The organism is Streptomyces specialis, assembly GCF_001493375.1.
GTDB lineage: Bacteria > Actinomycetota > Actinomycetes > Streptomycetales > Streptomycetaceae > Streptomyces > Streptomyces specialis.
Genome location: NZ_LN929769.1, coordinates 155,272 through 170,479 on the forward strand (window position 1 = coordinate 155,272; position 15,208 = coordinate 170,479).

Annotated in this window: 11 protein-coding genes and 1 pseudogene; 2 read left to right on the forward strand and 10 right to left on the reverse strand. The window is 74.1% G+C overall.

The window, feature by feature from the left end; translation table 11 throughout:
- Nucleotides 1–197 precede the first annotated feature (197 nt).
- Nucleotides 198–2,942 (forward strand): phosphoenolpyruvate carboxylase, encoded by a 2,745-nt coding sequence (gene ppc, locus BN2279_RS05950; protein WP_079031902.1) that lies wholly within the window; start codon nucleotides 198–200, stop codon nucleotides 2,940–2,942.
- Nucleotides 2,943–2,964: 22 nt separating this feature from the next.
- On the opposite strand, the gene BN2279_RS05955 is transcribed toward ppc, so the two are convergent.
- Together BN2279_RS05955 and BN2279_RS05960 are read right to left on the reverse strand one after the other, a co-directional pair.
- The gene (locus BN2279_RS05955; protein ID WP_059007150.1) at nucleotides 2,965–3,771 is read right to left on the reverse strand and encodes an MBL fold metallo-hydrolase; all 807 of its coding nucleotides are present in this window, start codon (nucleotides 3,769–3,771) and stop codon (nucleotides 2,965–2,967) included.
- A 66-nt stretch (nucleotides 3,772–3,837) separates the two neighbouring features.
- Complete coding sequence (locus BN2279_RS05960; protein WP_079031904.1) at nucleotides 3,838–4,854, reverse strand: GlxA family transcriptional regulator; 1,017 nt, start codon at nucleotides 4,852–4,854, stop codon at nucleotides 3,838–3,840.
- Nucleotides 4,855–4,897: 43 nt separating this feature from the next.
- Between BN2279_RS05960 and BN2279_RS05965 the strand changes: the two genes are divergently transcribed.
- Nucleotides 4,898–6,220 carry an MFS transporter gene (locus BN2279_RS05965; protein ID WP_059007152.1) on the forward strand — a complete coding sequence of 441 codons (1,323 nt, stop codon included), beginning with the start codon at nucleotides 4,898–4,900 and terminating at the stop codon, nucleotides 6,218–6,220.
- Between the two features lie 59 nt (nucleotides 6,221–6,279).
- Here the strand turns inward: BN2279_RS05965 and BN2279_RS29775 are convergent, their stop codons facing one another.
- The 8 genes and pseudogenes from BN2279_RS29775 to BN2279_RS06005 all read right to left on the reverse strand — a co-directional run bounded on the left by BN2279_RS29775 (nucleotide 6,280) and on the right by BN2279_RS06005 (nucleotide 15,187).
- Nucleotides 6,280–7,032 (reverse strand): LPXTG cell wall anchor domain-containing protein, encoded by a 753-nt coding sequence (locus tag BN2279_RS29775; RefSeq protein ID WP_059007155.1) that lies wholly within the window; start codon nucleotides 7,030–7,032, stop codon nucleotides 6,280–6,282.
- A gap of 194 nt (nucleotides 7,033–7,226) precedes the next feature.
- A complete protein-coding gene (pth, locus tag BN2279_RS05975; RefSeq protein WP_199827640.1) occupies nucleotides 7,227–7,814 on the reverse strand; it encodes an aminoacyl-tRNA hydrolase in 588 nt (195 codons plus the stop codon).
- A 22-nt stretch (nucleotides 7,815–7,836) separates the two neighbouring features.
- Nucleotides 7,837–8,454 (reverse strand): 50S ribosomal protein L25/general stress protein Ctc, encoded by a 618-nt coding sequence (locus BN2279_RS05980; protein WP_059007157.1) that lies wholly within the window; start codon nucleotides 8,452–8,454, stop codon nucleotides 7,837–7,839.
- Between the two features lie 215 nt (nucleotides 8,455–8,669).
- Nucleotides 8,670–9,647: a ribose-phosphate diphosphokinase gene (locus BN2279_RS05985; RefSeq protein WP_059007160.1), complete on the reverse strand. Its 978-nt coding sequence runs from the start codon at nucleotides 9,645–9,647 to the stop codon at nucleotides 8,670–8,672.
- 69 nt (nucleotides 9,648–9,716) lie between these two features.
- A complete protein-coding gene (gene glmU / locus BN2279_RS05990; protein WP_079031884.1) occupies nucleotides 9,717–11,180 on the reverse strand; it encodes a bifunctional UDP-N-acetylglucosamine diphosphorylase/glucosamine-1-phosphate N-acetyltransferase GlmU in 1,464 nt (487 codons plus the stop codon).
- Nucleotides 11,181–11,253: 73 nt separating this feature from the next.
- Nucleotides 11,254–12,147 (reverse strand): cellulose-binding protein, encoded by an 894-nt coding sequence (locus BN2279_RS05995; protein ID WP_159037083.1) that lies wholly within the window; start codon nucleotides 12,145–12,147, stop codon nucleotides 11,254–11,256.
- A gap of 123 nt (nucleotides 12,148–12,270) precedes the next feature.
- Nucleotides 12,271–13,701, reverse strand: a pseudogene (locus tag BN2279_RS06000) (SUKH-4 family immunity protein); the annotation flags it as partial.
- Between the two features lie 511 nt (nucleotides 13,702–14,212).
- Nucleotides 14,213–15,187 carry an SMI1/KNR4 family protein gene (locus tag BN2279_RS06005; protein WP_059007165.1) on the reverse strand — a complete coding sequence of 325 codons (975 nt, stop codon included), beginning with the start codon at nucleotides 15,185–15,187 and terminating at the stop codon, nucleotides 14,213–14,215.
- Between the last annotated feature and the right edge of the window lie 21 nt (nucleotides 15,188–15,208).

Consider the following 15,208-nt stretch of genomic DNA (forward strand, 5'->3'; position numbering starts at 1 on the left):
TTTCGTAAGTATCCCAGTTCGCCCCGTCGGCACAATGCCGTCTACCCCGGGCGACCGCTTTGTAGCTGGAGTGTGGGGGAATCGTCATTACGATGGCCCTGCCGGACAGCGCGGTCCGCTCTCGCCCGACCTTCCTCCGTAAGCCGCCACGAGGAGCCGCAACCGTGACCAGTTCCGACGCCGTGACCAGTCCCGACATGCCCGACGCGCCCGACGCGCCCGGCGCGTCCGAGAGCGGCAGCGCCCTGCGGGCCGACATCCGCCGGCTCGGCGACCTGCTCGGCGAGACACTGGTCCGTCAGGACGGGCCCGAGCTGCTGGCGCTGGTCGAGCGGGTCAGGGCGCTGACGCGCACCGACGGCGAGGCCGCGGCGGACCTCCTGCGCCGCACCGACCTGGCGACCGCGGCGAAGCTGGTCCGCGCCTTCTCCACCTACTTCCACCTCGCCAACGTCACCGAGCAGGTGCACCGGGGACGCGAGCTGCGTGAGCGCCGCGCCGCCGAGGGCGGCGAACTGTCCCGCACCGCGGACATGCTGAAGGACGCCGACCCGGACCACCTACGGCGAACCGTCGCCAACCTCGGGGTGCGGCCGGTGTTCACCGCCCACCCGACGGAGGCGGCCCGCCGGTCCGTGCTCACCAAGCTCCGCAAGATCGCCGAGCTGCTCGACCACCCCGAGGCGGAGCACGGCGGCGACCGGCGCCGCACCGACGTGCGCCTGGCGGAGAACATCGACCTCATCTGGCAGACCGACGAACTGCGCGTGGCCCGCCCCGAGCCCGCCGACGAGGCCAGGAACGCGGTGTACTACCTGGACGAGCTGCACGCGGGCGCCGTCGGGGACGTGCTGGAGGACCTCGCCGCCGAGCTGGAACGTGCCGGGGCGCCGCTGCCCTCCCTCGGCCGGCCCCTCACGTTCGGCACCTGGATCGGCGGCGACCGCGACGGCAACCCCAACGTCACCCCGGACGTCACCTGGGACGTGCTGGTCCTCCAGCACGAGCACGGCATCAACGGCGCGCTCCGCCACATCGAGGAGCTGCGCGGCGCGCTGTCCGGCTCGATCCGCAACTGCGGCGCCAGCCAGGAGCTGCTGGACTCCCTCCGGCAGGACCTGGAGCGGCTCCCCGAGATCACCCCCCGGTACAAGCGGCTCAACGCCGAGGAGCCGTACCGGATGAAGGTCACCTGCATCCGGCAGAAGCTCCTCAACACCAAGGCGCGGCTCAAGGACGACACCCCGCACGTCCCCGGCCGCGACTACCTCGGCACCGGCGAGCTGCTCGCGGAGCTGCTGATGGTGCAGACCTCCCTCCGGGAGAACCGCGGCGAGCTGATCGCGGACGGCGGGGTCGAGCGCGTGATGCGGACGCTGAGCGCGTTCGGCATCCAGCTCGCCACCATGGACGTCCGCGAGCACGCCGACGCCCACCACCACGCGCTGGGTCAGCTCTTCGACCGGCTCGGCGAGGAGTCCTGGCGGTACGCGGACATGCCGCGCGAGTACCGCACCAAGCTGCTGGCCAAGGAGCTGCGGTCGCGCCGCCCGCTGGCCCCGACCCCGGCGCCGCTGGACGCCGCAGGGGCCAGGACGCTCGGCGTCTTCACGACGGTCCGCCGCGCGCTGGACACGTTCGGGCCGGAGGTCATCGAGTCGTACATCATCTCCATGTGCCAGGGCGCCGACGACGTGTTCGCCGCCGCCGTGCTGGCCCGCGAGGCCGGACTGATCGACCTGTACGCGGGCTGGGCGAGGATCGGCATCGTGCCGCTGCTGGAGACGACGGACGAGCTGCGGATCGCGGACGAGCTGCTGGACGCCATGCTGTCCGACCCGTCCTACCGCCGGCTGGTGTCGCTCCGGGACGACGTGCAGGAAGTCATGCTCGGCTACTCGGACTCCTCCAAGTTCGGCGGCATCACCACCTCCCAGTGGGAGATCCACCGCGCGCAACGGCGGCTGCGCGACGTCGCGCACCGGCACGGCGTGCGGCTGCGGCTGTTCCACGGCCGCGGCGGCACCGTCGGCCGGGGCGGCGGCCCCACCCACGACGCGATCCTCGCCCAGCCGTGGGGCACGCTGGAGGGCGAGATCAAGGTGACCGAGCAGGGCGAGGTCATCTCCGACAAGTACCTGGTGCCGTCGCTGGCCAGGGAGAACCTGGAGCTGACGGTCGCCGCCACCCTCCAGGCGTCCGCGCTGCACACCGCGCCCCGCCAGTCGCAGGAGGCGCTGGCCCGCTGGGACGCGGCGATGGACACCGTCTCGCAGGTCGCCCACACCGCCTACCGGCGGCTCGTCGAGGACCCGGACCTCCCGGCGTACTTCTTCGCCTCCACGCCCGTCGACCAGCTCGCCGAGCTGCACCTCGGCTCCCGCCCCTCGCGCCGCCCCGACAGCGGCGCCGGACTCGACGGGCTGCGCGCCATCCCGTGGGTCTTCGGCTGGACGCAGTCCCGGCAGATCGTGCCGGGCTGGTTCGGCGTCGGCTCCGGCCTGAAGGCGGCCCGCGAGGCGGGGCTGGAGGACGTGCTGGCCGAGGCGTTCGGGCAGTGGCACTTCTTCCGCAACTTCCTGTCCAACGTCGAGATGACGCTCGCCAAGACCGACCTGCGCGTCGCCCGGCACTACGTGGAGACGCTCGTCCCGCAGGAGCTGCGGCACGTCTTCGCCACCATCGAGGCCGAACACCGGCTGACCGTCGCCGAGGTGCTGCGCATCACCGGCGAGAGCGAGCTGCTGGAGGCCCACCCCGGGCTGCGGCGCACGCTGCGCATCCGCGACGCCTACCTCGACCCGATCTCCTACCTCCAGGTGACGCTGCTGCACCGCCAGCGGGAGGCCGCGGCCCGCGGCGAGGAGCCCGACCAGCTCCTGACCCGGGCCCTGCTGCTCACCGTCAACGGCGTGGCGGCGGGCCTGCGCAACACCGGCTGAGCCGGGCCCGGCCGGGGCCGGTTCAGGACCAGGCGATCTCGCCGGTCGCCGCTCGGGCGCCCAGCTCCAGGGCCAGTGTTCCGGCCAGCCCCGGGCGGAAGGCGAGCACGGCGTCCCGGAGCGCCTCCCCGTTCGCGGCGCGCGCCGCCGCCGTCTCGAACGCGGCCAGGTAGTCCCGGGTGAACGTGATCGCCGAGGCGTCGGTCGGCGTGTCCGGGGTGCGGTGGCCCGGCACCACCAGCCGGGGCGCCAGCCGCCGCGCCCCGGCCAGCGCCCGGTCCCAGGCGGCCCGTTCGGCCGGGGTGGCGGTGTCGGCCGTCCACGGGTGGACGCCCGCGTACAGCAGCGCGCCGCCCAGCAGGGCGCGGTCCTCGGGCTGCCACAGGTACTGCGTGCGCCACACCAGCTCCGGGTCGCCGCCGCGCACCTCGAACACCCGGCCCTCGAACTCCAGGACGCCGGAGGTCAGCACGTCGGGGATGACGAGTTCCGTGGGCAGGTTGCGGCCCAGGTTCCGCCAGGTCGCCAGGCGCGCCTCGCCCGTGTCCTTGATCCGTTCGACGGTCGCGGCGGTGGCCACCACCGTCACGCCGGGGAACGCCTGGCGGACGGCCTGGAGGCCGAACCAGCAGTCGGGGTCGGCGGCGCTGACGAAGACCGTGGTCAGCCGTTTCCCGCTGTCCAGCACCGCCGCCAGCACGCGGTGCTGCTCGGCCAGGGTGAGCTGACCGTCGATCAGCAGCGCCTCGCGTTCGCCGGTGACCAGCACCGACGTCTTGTGCAGGCCGGAGGCGGGCGCGGTGTGGAGGCAGTAGCTCAGAGCGGGCACGGCATCAGGACACCACGGCCCGGTGCCGTCCGCATGCCGGACGGCACCGGGACACCACCGATCCGGTCACGCGCGGAACGTCCGCCGGTACCCGGTGGGGGAGACGCCCAGCGCCGCCTGGAGGTGCTGCCGCATCGACGCGGCCGTGCCGAACCCCGCCTCGCGGGCGATCCGGTCGACGGGCAGGTCGCTGTCCTCCAGCAACTGCCGCGCCCGCTCGACCCGTTGCAGCACGATCCAGCGCTGCGGCGACAGCCCGGTCTCCTCCCGGAACCGGCGGGTGAACGTCCGCACGCTCATCGCCTCCCGCGCCGCCAGCTCCCGCAGCGTCAGCGGCCGGTCGAGGTGGTCCAGCGCGTACGAACGGGCCCGGCCCGTGGAGCGCACGCGCGGCGCGGGGACGGGCCGTTCGACGTACTGCGCCTGCCCGCCGTCCCGGTGCGGCGGGACGACCGTGCGGCGGGCCACCGAATTGGCCACGGCGGCGCCGAAGTCGGAGCGGACCATGTGCAGGCACAGGTCGATGCCGGAGGCGACACCGGCGGAGGTGAGCACGTTCCCGTCCTCGGTGTAGAGGATGTCCGCGTCCAGCAGGACCTGCGGGTACAGGCTCCTGAAGTGGTCGCAGGAGGCCCAGTGCGTGGTGGCCCGGCGGCCGTCCAGCATCCCGGCCGCGGCCAGCACGAAGGCGCCCGTGCCGATCGACGCGATCCGCGTGCCGGGCCGGATGCGGGCCAGGGCCCGGGCCAGCGCGGGCGGCAGCCGGCCCTCGCTGTACGTCTCGTCCGTCTCGTGGGCGGCCGGGACGATCACGGTGTCCGCCTCGGCCAGCGCCTCCGGGCCGTGCGCCACGTTGATCGTGACGTCCGCGTCCGTGCGGACCACGCCGGGGGTCGGGGAGCAGGTCACCACCTCGTACAGCGGGCGGCCGTCCGCGTCCTTGGCGCGGCCCATGATGCGGTGCGCTATGCCCAGTTCGATCGGGAGCAGGCCGTGCCGGACCAGCACGGCGACCCGGTGACGGCCCGGCCGGGTGAAGACACGCGATGCGCTCATGGCCCGATCCTTGCACATCATGGCCATCGGGCCACTCGCCGTCGCGGGGCCCGGATCGCAGGATCGTCGGGTGACGCAGACCATCCGTTCCCGGACCCCGTCGTCCTCGTCCCCGGACGCCGCCGCGCCCGGGCGCGCGCCGCGTGTGCACCCCGCCTGGTGGGTGGCGGCGGTCACGTTCCTCGTCCTCATCGGCGCGGCCGGTTTCCGGGCCACGCCCGGGGTGCTCATCGACCCGCTGCACGAGGAGTTCGGCTGGTCGCGCGGCGGCATCTCGTTCGCCGTCTCGGTGAACCTGCTGCTGTACGGCTTCACCGCGCCGTTCTCCACCGCGCTGATGGAGCGGTACGGCATCCGCCGCGTCGTGCTGGGCGCGCTGCTGCTGATATCGGCGGGCAGCGGGCTGACGGTCTTCATGACCGAGCAGTGGCAACTCGTGCTCTGCTGGGGCGTCCTCGTCGGTCTGGGCGCCGGCTCCATGGCGCTGGCCTTCGCGGCGACGATCGCGGGGCGCTGGTTCGTGGCCCGCCGGGGCCTGGTCACCGGCATCCTCACGGCGGGCGGCGCGGCCGGGAACCTGGCCTTCCTGCCGCTGGTCGGTCTCCTCGCGGCGGGGCCGGGCTGGCGCGTCGCCGCGCTGGCCGTCGCGTTCGCCGCGCTGGCCGTGGTGCCGCTGGTGATCTGGCTGCTGCGCGACCGGCCCGAGGCCCTGGGCCTGCGCCCGTACGGCGCGGGCGAGGAGTACGTCTCCCCGCCGCCCGCGCCGCCCGGCGCGGCCCGGCGGACGCTCGCCGCGCTGGCCGCCGCGGCCAGGACGCGGGTGTTCTGGCTGCTGGCCGCCTCGTTCGCGATCTGCGGCGCCTCCACCAACGGCCTGATCGCCACCCACTTCGTGCCCGGCGCCCACGACCACGGCATGCCGGTCCCGGTCGCCGCCTCCCTGCTCGCGGTCATCGGGATCTTCGACGTGGTCGGCACCATCTGCTCGGGCTGGCTGACCGACCGGTACGACGCGCGCCGGCTGCTGGCCGTGTACTACGCGCTGCGCGGCGCGTCCCTGCTGTGCCTGCCGGTGCTGCGGGCGGACGCCGTGCACCCGCCGATGGTGCTGTTCATCGTCTTCTACGGGCTCGACTGGGTCGCCACCGTGCCGCCGACCATCGCGCTGTGCCGCGAACACTTCGGGGAGGACGCCGGGGTGGTCTTCGGCTGGGTGCTGGCCTCGCACCAACTGGGCGCGGCGCTCGTCGCGTTCGGCGCCGGGCTGATCCGGGACACCACCGGCTCCTACGACCTGGCCTGGACGTCGGCGGGCGCGCTGTGCGCGGTGGCGACCGTGCTGGTGATGGTGATCGGCCGCACCACGGCCCCCGGGGTCCCGGCCCGCGTGTGACGACCGGCCCCGGCGCGGGGTGCGCGCCGGGGCCGGGTGTGCGTTCGTACGGCCCGGGGTCAGCCCTGGGCCGCGTTCCGGCGCCGCAGCGCCAGGTAGCCGCCGGCCAGGACCAGCGCCGCCGCCCCGGCGGACAGCGCGATCACCGGCATGCCCGAGCCGGTCTCGGCCAGGTCGCCACCGGGCTCCTCACCGGTCTCGCCCTGCGGCTCGGCGCCCGAGGTGCCTTCGGCGGTCGCGCCGCTCTCCTCGCCGCCGCTGTCGCCGCCCGTGGCCGCTTCCTCGCCGCCGCCGGTCACCGCCGCTTCGCCGCCGCCGGTCACCGCCGCTTCGCCACCGCCGGTCACCGCTGCCTCGCCGCCGCCGGTCACCGCCGCTTCGCCGCCGCCGGTCGTGGCGGTGCCGGTCTCGGTCGCCGGGCAGGTGTGGGACAGCCGGAAGTCGACCGTGTCGCCGTGCACGGTGGCCTCGGCCGCGACCAGTGCGGCGCCCGGCGCGGACGCCACGTAGGCGTGCTTGTCGGACGGCGGGCCGAAGTCGGTGACGACCACCTCGCCGCCGGGCTCGAAGGTGACACGCAGCTCGACGAAGTCGGTGCTGTTGCCGGGCAGTACGAAGTGCCAGCCGTCCTGGTCGGCCGCCACCGGCGGGCAGTCCTCGCCCTGCGAGAACTCGGCTTCGTCCGCGACGATGGGCAGTTGCTCGTCCTGGTGGAGCCCGACCTCGTGCTCCGTGGCGAGAGCCGGCGTGGCTCCCGCGATCAGCGTCACCGCGCCGGCGGCGACCGCGCCCAGGATGGACAGCTTGCGCATAGGGCTTTCAACTCCGGGGAAAAGTGATGAACATCGGGGGGCCGGGCCAGCATTCTGTGGAGAGCTGGGCATGACAAGGACGACTTGTCCCCCCTCGGCGCCCTTGGCCGCCGAATGTCCCAAAGATCACCGGTAACGATCCGGTCGTGGACCGTTTCACGTCCCCGTGACGTGTCCGCCCGGCCCTTCGCCGTTCAGCCGTTGTACGTGCTCTGCGCCTTCTCCAGGCCCGTCGTCACCAGCGCCTCGACGGCGTCCGCCGCGCGGTCGACGAAGAAGTCCAGCTCCTTGCGCTCGGCCGCCGAGAAGTCCCGCAGCACGAACGCCGCCACGTCCATCCGCCCCGGCGGACGGCCGACCCCGAAGCGGACGCGGTAGTACTCGCGGCCGAGCGAGGCGGTCAGGGACTTCAGGCCGTTGTGCCCGTTGTCACCGCCGCCCCGCTTCAGCCTCAGCACCCCGTAGCCGATGTCCAGCTCGTCGTGGACGACGACCAGACGGGAGACGGGGACCCGGTAGAAGGTGCTCAGTGCCGTGACCGGACCGCCCGACAGGTTCATGAACGACAGCGGCTTGGCCACCACCACGCGCGGCCCGCCCGCGCCGGGCGCGCCGAGGCGGCCCTCCAGCACGGCGGCACGGGACTTGTGCGCCTTGAAGGCGCCGCCCATCCGCTCGGCGAGCAGATCGGCCACCATGAAGCCCACGTTGTGCCGGTTGGCGGCGTACTGCGGCCCGGGGTTGCCGAGCCCCACGATCAGCCAGGGTTCGTCCACGATCACATTCTCCCACCGGTACCCGGGGTCACTCGGCGGCGGACTGCTCCTCGCCGCCCTGCTCCCCGCCCTCGGCGCCGACGGTCTCGGCGGCGGGCTCCTCGGCCTGCGGCTGGAGCACCTGGAGGACGACGTCCTCGCCGTCGATGGCGAGCGAGGTGCCCTTGGGCAGCTTCACGTCCTTGGCGAGCACCGAGTCGCCGGGCTGGAGGCCCTCGACGGAGATGGTGACCGACTCGGGGATGTGGGTGGCCTCGGTCTCGACCGGCAGCGCGTTGAGCACGTGCTCCAGCAGACCACCGCCGCCCGGGGCCAGCTCGCCCTCGGTCTGGATCGGGATCTCGACGGTGACCTTCTCGCCGCGCTTGACGATCAGCAGGTCGATGTGGACCAGGAAGTTGCGGATCGCCTCGCGCTGCACGGCCTTGGGGATCACCAGCTCCTGGCGGCCCTCGATGTCGAGGGTGATCAGGACGTTCGCCGCCTTCAGGGCGAGCATCAGCTCGTGGCCCGGCAGCGTGATGTGCACGGGCTCGGTGCCGTGCCCGTAGATGACGGCGGGGACGCGGCCCGCCGCGCGGATCCGGCGGGCGGCGCCCTTGCCGAACTCGGTGCGGGTCTCCGCGGTCAGCTTCACATCGGCCATGGTGCACTCCTCGTAGGTCAACCGTGGGAACGGAACAACGGTCACCCGGCCCAGGGCGGGCCCTCCACGAAGAGCGCGTCGATAACGGATGACCCTTGCGGGCCTCCCTCGCCGAGCAACGCGGCGAGTCTACCCGTCACGGGCGGAGGGGACGAATCACGCGTGCGGCCCCGGCCGCCAGGGGCCGGGGCCGCGACCGCGCGGGGGGTGGACGGCTACGCGTCGCCCTCGAAGAGGCTGGTCACCGAGCCGTCCTCGAAGACCTCACGGACCGCCCTGGCGATCGTCGGGGCCATCGACAGGACCGTGATCTTGTCCAGCGCGACCTCGCTCGGGGTCGGCAGGGAGTTGGTGAAGATGAACTCGCTCACCTGCGAGTTCTTCAGGCGGTCCGCCGCCGGGCCGGACAGCACGCCGTGGGTCGCCGCCACGATCACGTCCTCCGCGCCGTTGGCGAACAGCGCGTCCGCCGCCGCGCAGATCGTGCCGCCCGTGTCGATCATGTCGTCCACCAGCACGCAGACCCGGCCGCGCACATCGCCGACGACCTCGTGCACCGTCACCTGGTTCGCGACGTCCGGGTCGCGCCGCTTGTGCACGATCGCCAGCGGCGCCGCCAGCCGGTCCGCCCAGCGGTCCGCGACCCGCACCCGGCCCGCGTCCGGCGAGACCACGGTCAGCTTCTGCCGGTCCACCCGGCCGGCGATGTAGTTCGTCAGCACCGGCAGCGCGAACAGGTGGTCCACCGGGCCGTCGAAATACCCCTGCACCTGGTCCGCGTGGAGATCCATCGTGATGATCCGGTCCGCGCCCGCGGTCTTCAGCAGATCCGCCATCAGCCGGGCCGAAATCGGCTCCCGGCCGCGGTGCTTCTTGTCCTGCCGGGCATAACCGTAGAAGGGAATGATCACGGAGATGCTCCGCGCCGAAGCCCGCTTCAGGGCGTCCAGCATGATGAGCTGCTCCATGATCCATTTATTGATGGGCGCCGTGTGGCTCTGCATCAGAAAACAGTCGGCGCCGCGCACCGACTCCTGGAAGCGCACATAGATCTCGCCGTTGGCGAAGTCGAGGGCCTTTGTCGGGACCAGCCCCACGCCCAATTGCGCGGCGACCTCCTTCGCCAACTCGGGGTGGGCGCGGCCGGAGAAGAGCATCAGCTTCTTCTCGCCGGTCGTCTTGATCCCGGTCACAGTACGTCTCCTTGGCTTCCGCGACAGCGCTCGTTCACCCCTATGGGGCACCTCTACGGTACGCCCCCCTCAGTCCTCGTCCGACTTGTGCTCCGCCGCAGCTAGGGCGGCGTCGGCGGCCCGCGCCGCCGCCGATCCGGGGCGCTCGCGGGCGACCCACCCCTCGATGTTCCGCTGGCGGGAACGCGCTACGGCGAGTGATCCCGGCGGTACGTCCTGCGTGATGACCGAACCCGCGGCGGTATAGACCCCGTCCCCGACCGTGACCGGCGCCACAAACATATTGTCCGATCCAGTGCGGCAGTGGGAGCCGATCGTCGTGTGGTGCTTCTCCTGGCCGTCGTAGTTCACGAAGACGCTGGCGGCGCCGATGTTCGTGTGGTCACCGATCGTCGCGTCACCGACATACGACAGGTGCGGCACCTTCGTTCCCTCGCCGATCACCGAGTTCTTCATCTCCACGAAAGTCCCGGCCTTCGCGCCCGTGCCCAGGACCGTTCCGCCGCGCAGATAGGTGTACGGGCCGACGTTGGCCCCGGCGCCGATGCGGGCGTTGTCCGCGACCGTGTGGACCACCACGGCCCGTTCGCCCACGGACGTGTCGCGCAGCCGGGACCCCGGGCCGACCTCGGCGCCGGCGGCCAGGTGCGTGGTGCCCAGCAACTGGGTGCCCGGGTGGACGACGGCGTCCGGCTCGTACGTCACGGTCACGTCCAGCCACGTGGTGGCCGGGTCCACGATCGTCACCCCGGCGAGCATCGCCTCTTCCAGCAGGCGGTCGTTGAGGGTCCGGCGGGCCACGGCGAGCTGCACGCGGTTGTTCACCCCGGCCAGCTCGCCGTGGTCGGCGGCCCGTTCGGCGCCGACCCGGTGCCCGGCGTCGCGCAGGATGCCCAGCACGTCCGGCAGGTACTCCTCGCCCTGGCTGTTGTCGGTGCCGACGCGCTCCAGCGCCTCGGCCAGCAGCCGCCCGTCGAACGCGAACACGCCCGAGCTGACCTCCCGCACGGCGAGCTGCGCGGGCGAGGCGTCCCGGTGCTCCACGATCGCGGTCACCGCGCCGTCGGCGCCGCGCAGCACCCGGCCGTACCCGGTGGCGTCGGGCAGCTCCATCGTCAGCACGGTCACCGCGTTGCCCTGCCCGGCGTGGGCGGCGGCCAGCGCCCGGAGCGTCGCCGGCCGCTGCATCGGGATGTCGCCGCAGGTCACCAGGACCGTGCCGGAGGTGTCGGCGCCGTGCGCGGCCAGCTCCGCCAGCCCCGCCCTGACGGCGTGCGCGGTGCCCCGCCGCTCGTGCTGCACGGCGATCCGCGCCCCGGGGTCGGCGTCGGCCAGATGCGCGGCGACCCGCTCCCGGCCGTGGCCCACGACGACCACCAGCTCGTCCGGCTCCAGCGCGCGGCAGGCGGCCACCACATGGCCGACCAGCGAACGGCCGCAGATCTCGTGGAGCACCTTGGGGGTCGCGGACTTCATGCGGGTCCCCTCACCCGCTGCGAGAACGATGACGGCTGCCGGGCGCGTGGAACTCACGAAGATCGTGTCCTTCGGTCGGTCGGTCCTGATCGGTCCTGGGAGACGGGATTCCCGAGGATACCGACGCTCCCTACCCGCGTCCCGCCGCGTCGGCGGGCGGTTCGGCCCCGGACGCCCGGCGCGGGGCGCGGCCGGTCAGCGCGGCCAGCGTGGAGCGGATGTGCGCCAGGTGGGCCCGTACCCGGTCGGCCTCCTCCGCCACCTCCTGGAGCATCCGCTCGGTCTCCCGCTCGATCCGCTGCCGCCGCCCCCGCGCGTCGGCGAGCAGCTCGGCGCGGCGCGCGTCGGCCGCCTCCTCACGGGCCTTCGCCTCCGCCTCAGCGTCCGCCAGCCCCCGCTGGGCCCGCCCCAGCACGGCATCGCCACGGGCGGTCAGCTCCGCCATCCGCGCCTCGGTCTCCGCCTGCCGGGCCGTCAGCTCCTCGTGCAGGACACGGGCGGCCTCGGCCTGCTTCCTGGTCTGGTCGGCGACCAGCGCCTCACAGCGCCGCGTCGCCTCCGCGAGCGTCGCGTCGGCCTCCCGGCGCACGTCCGCGGCACGGCGCCGGGCGTCGGCCAGCCCCTGACCGGCGAACGCCTCCGCCGCGGTGAGCACCGCCTCGGCCGCCGCGTCGGCCTCGCCGCGCCGCCGGGCCGCCGCCTGCCGGGCGTCGTCCCGCGGCCCGCGGGCGGCCCGCTCGGCCGCCTCCAGCAGCTCGCCCGCGTGCTTCTCGGCGGCGGCGCGCAGCCCGGCCGCCTCCGCCTCGACCTCGGCGAGCAACTCGCCCGCCCGCTCGCCGAGCACGTCGAACGACGGCGACGGCAGCGCCGCCAGCGCGGCGGCCAACCGGTCGGCCTCCCGCGTCATTTCCTCGACCCGCAGGCTCAACCGGGCCAACCGCCGCCACGCGTGATCACGCTCCGCGGCCAGCGCGGCGAGCCGCTGATCCACCTGCGAGGGCCGGTAGCCCCGACCACGTGCCATGCCGAAGCCCGTCATACGCCAATGATCCCCGCTCCGGGCGGACTCAGGCCACGCGGACCGGGCGTAAGCGAGGAGTCCGACACGACTCACCGACGGAAGACGGCATTTGCCGCCCCGCCGCCCCTACAGCAGGCCGTCCCACATCTGTTCGAGCAGCACCGACCACCAGCTCTCCGGGTCGGCCACCGCGACCGGGTCCAGGGACGCCAACTGGGCCTGGAAGTCCGTCGTCCAGCGGCCCGCCTGCTCCGGGTTCAGACCCAGCCGCAGCCGCCACATCCGGCCCAGCAGCGCCATGCAGCGCGCGAACTGCGGCAGGGACGCGTTGACGAACTGCGGCGGCACCGGCTGCCCGCCCGGCGCGGCCTCCATCGGCACGGCGACGATGTGCGCCGTGCCGTACTGCACGCACAGGTGGCGGCCGAAGTCGGTGCCCATCACCAGATAGGAGCCCGCGTCGGGCGCCGGCTGGACGCCGCGTTCCAGCGCCAGCTCGGCCAATGTGGGCACTGGGCGGCCCGGTTGGGCCTGGGCCCAGAAGAACGGGTTGATCTCCAGCGGCACTCCGGACCACACCAGGGTCTGCGCCACGATCTCCGGCACGCCCTGCCGCGACACGGCCTGCGGGGTGTACCGGAAGACGCCCTGCGGGCCGAAGGCGTGCACCAGCTCCTGGCCGATCACGTCGAGCCCCACGGCGGGCGCGGGCTGCGCCTGCGGCAACGGCACGCGCACCGGGGCGGAACGGGCCGGGCCGTCCGCGAACTGCTGGAGCTCGTCCTGGTGTTCCACCAGGTGCCTGACCCCGGCCTGCCGGGTCGCGAACTCCCGCCCGTACGCGGCGGTGTGGGTGATCCGCACCTGCGGCCACGTCTCGCGGATCATGCGGGCGCAGTACCCGCCGGGCAGTTCGCACGACTGGAGCTCGGTGTGCAGCTCCAGCACCTGCTGCGGCGGCACGTTCATCCCGTGCAGCTCGTGCAGCAACTGCCACTCGGGATGCGGCATGCCGGGCGCGGAGCGGCGGATGAGCTGCTGCTCGGAGCCGTCCGGGGCGCGGTAGCGCAGCACCGCCATGTAGCCGGAGCCGACCATCGGCTGCCCGGGCGGCGGGTACCCGTAGCCCTGGCCGCCGGGCGGCGGGCCCGGCACGGGCTGCGGCGCGGGCGCCGGGGCGGGCGCGGGCGGCGGGGCCGGACGGCCCGGGTCCCGCAGGGACTTCACGAACTCGGGATCGACGGTCTGGGTCGGGATGTAACTCCCCGCCGCGGCGTCGCCGGGCGGCGGCACCGGAGGGGCGGCCTTCGCCGTGTCGGCGGCGGCGACATCGGCCGCACCGCCCGGAACCGGCGGCGGCCCCACGGGCGTTCCGGCGGGCGCGGCCGGAGCGGCGGGCGCGGCGGGCGGTCCCGCGCCGTGCACGGCGGTCGGCGGCAGGGCGCTGCCCTGCGGCATGATCGCGGTCCGCGCCTCGGAGGCACCGACGGGCGAGGCACCCGACGACGGCCCGTCGCGGTCCGTCACCACGGGCGGTGAGAAGACCGTCGCCGGGGGCGCCACGGACTCCGCCTCGGCGCCGCTGCCGGAGGTGTCGGTGCCGGCCCACGGCGAACCGCCGCCGCTCGCGGCGGGCGCGGGCCGCGGCACGTCCTTGCCCGACCACGGGCTGTCCGCCACCGGCGACGGCGGCGGACAGCCCGTGGTCGGGCAAGGACGTGCCGAGGCCCGCCGCCCCCGCCCGCCCCCCCGCCGCCCCGCCCCCGCCGCGCCGCCCGCTGGTCCCCGGTCCCGGCGGGCGGCGCGGCGGGGGAGGAGCCGTACTCCTCCTCGTACGCGCGGATGACCTCGCCGACCGGCAGCGCCGGCCACAGCGTCGTGTCACCGCTGTCCCGGGCGATCACCAGCTTGCCGCCGCCGACCGGGCCGTCCTCCGGGTCCTCGGCCCACGCCACGAAGCCGAGGCCGAACTCCCGCACCCGGACCTCCCGGCGCGCGCCCGCGGCCCCCGGGCCGTTCACCCAGCGCTCCGCGCGCTCCTGCGCCTGTGCGAACGTCACCATCGCGCTCACCCCTCCACCGGGACGGCGCGCGCGAATCCGCCGTCCACCATCAGATTCGCCACCGTCTCCAGCTCCGGGGGGTTCCCCGCCAGCCGCAGCAGGAAGTCGTCGAAGTCCGCGCCGCACGGCAGCAGCAGCTCATCGACCCGGTACTGCAACGCCAGACCGTCACGGTCCCGCGCGTCGTCGTACGGGCACAGCCAGACCGAGCCCAGGTCGTCGCCCTTGACCTTCACCGCGAGGATCCCGCCGTGCGTGAACGCCACCCCCAGGTACTCCTTGGTCAGGTGGTCGCGCAGGCACTTGTTGATGTAGACCACGTCGTCGACCGCGGCCTCCTCGCGCAGCGTGAAGAACGGCTGGTCGATCAGCAGCCCCAGCTCCGCGTCGAGCGCGGTGCCCACCGGCGCGCAGCCACCGGCCGCCTTCAGGAACGAGCGGTACGCCTCCGGCAGCCGGTACCCCAGCCGGTCCTCGGCGGCGCGCAGCCGGTCCTCCGGGACGGCGGCCGTGTGCGGCACGGCGAAGTGCGCCGGCTTGGTGTCGGCGAGCGGTCGGGTGCCGCGCTTGGTCTGGTCGACATGCGCCGTCGCCAGACCACCGTGGTGCCGCAGCAGCGCCTTCACCTCCGCCGGGACCAGCTCCAGCCGCCGCGAGTGCGCCACGTGGTGCCACGTCCAGCCGTGCGGGGTGGCGACGGGCGGCAGGTTCGCCCACAGCTCGTGGCCCGCGGCGTGCAGCGCGGCGTTCGCCGAGACGTAGTCGGTCAGCCGCAGCTCGTCCACGCCGAAACCCTCGGGCGGATCGGCGATCTCGGCCGCGGCCCGCGCGTACGGCGTGAAAACGGGATAACCGTCCGCGTCCACGCGGACGCCCTGCGGGAATCGGGCGGCCCGCACCGGGTCCGGGAATTGCACGACCTGTCCGGCATAAGCCCTGTTCGGTGGCGCGGCCTGATGCCCGAGCCGGCCTGTCGTCATGGCGGTACGCCCCCTGCTGTT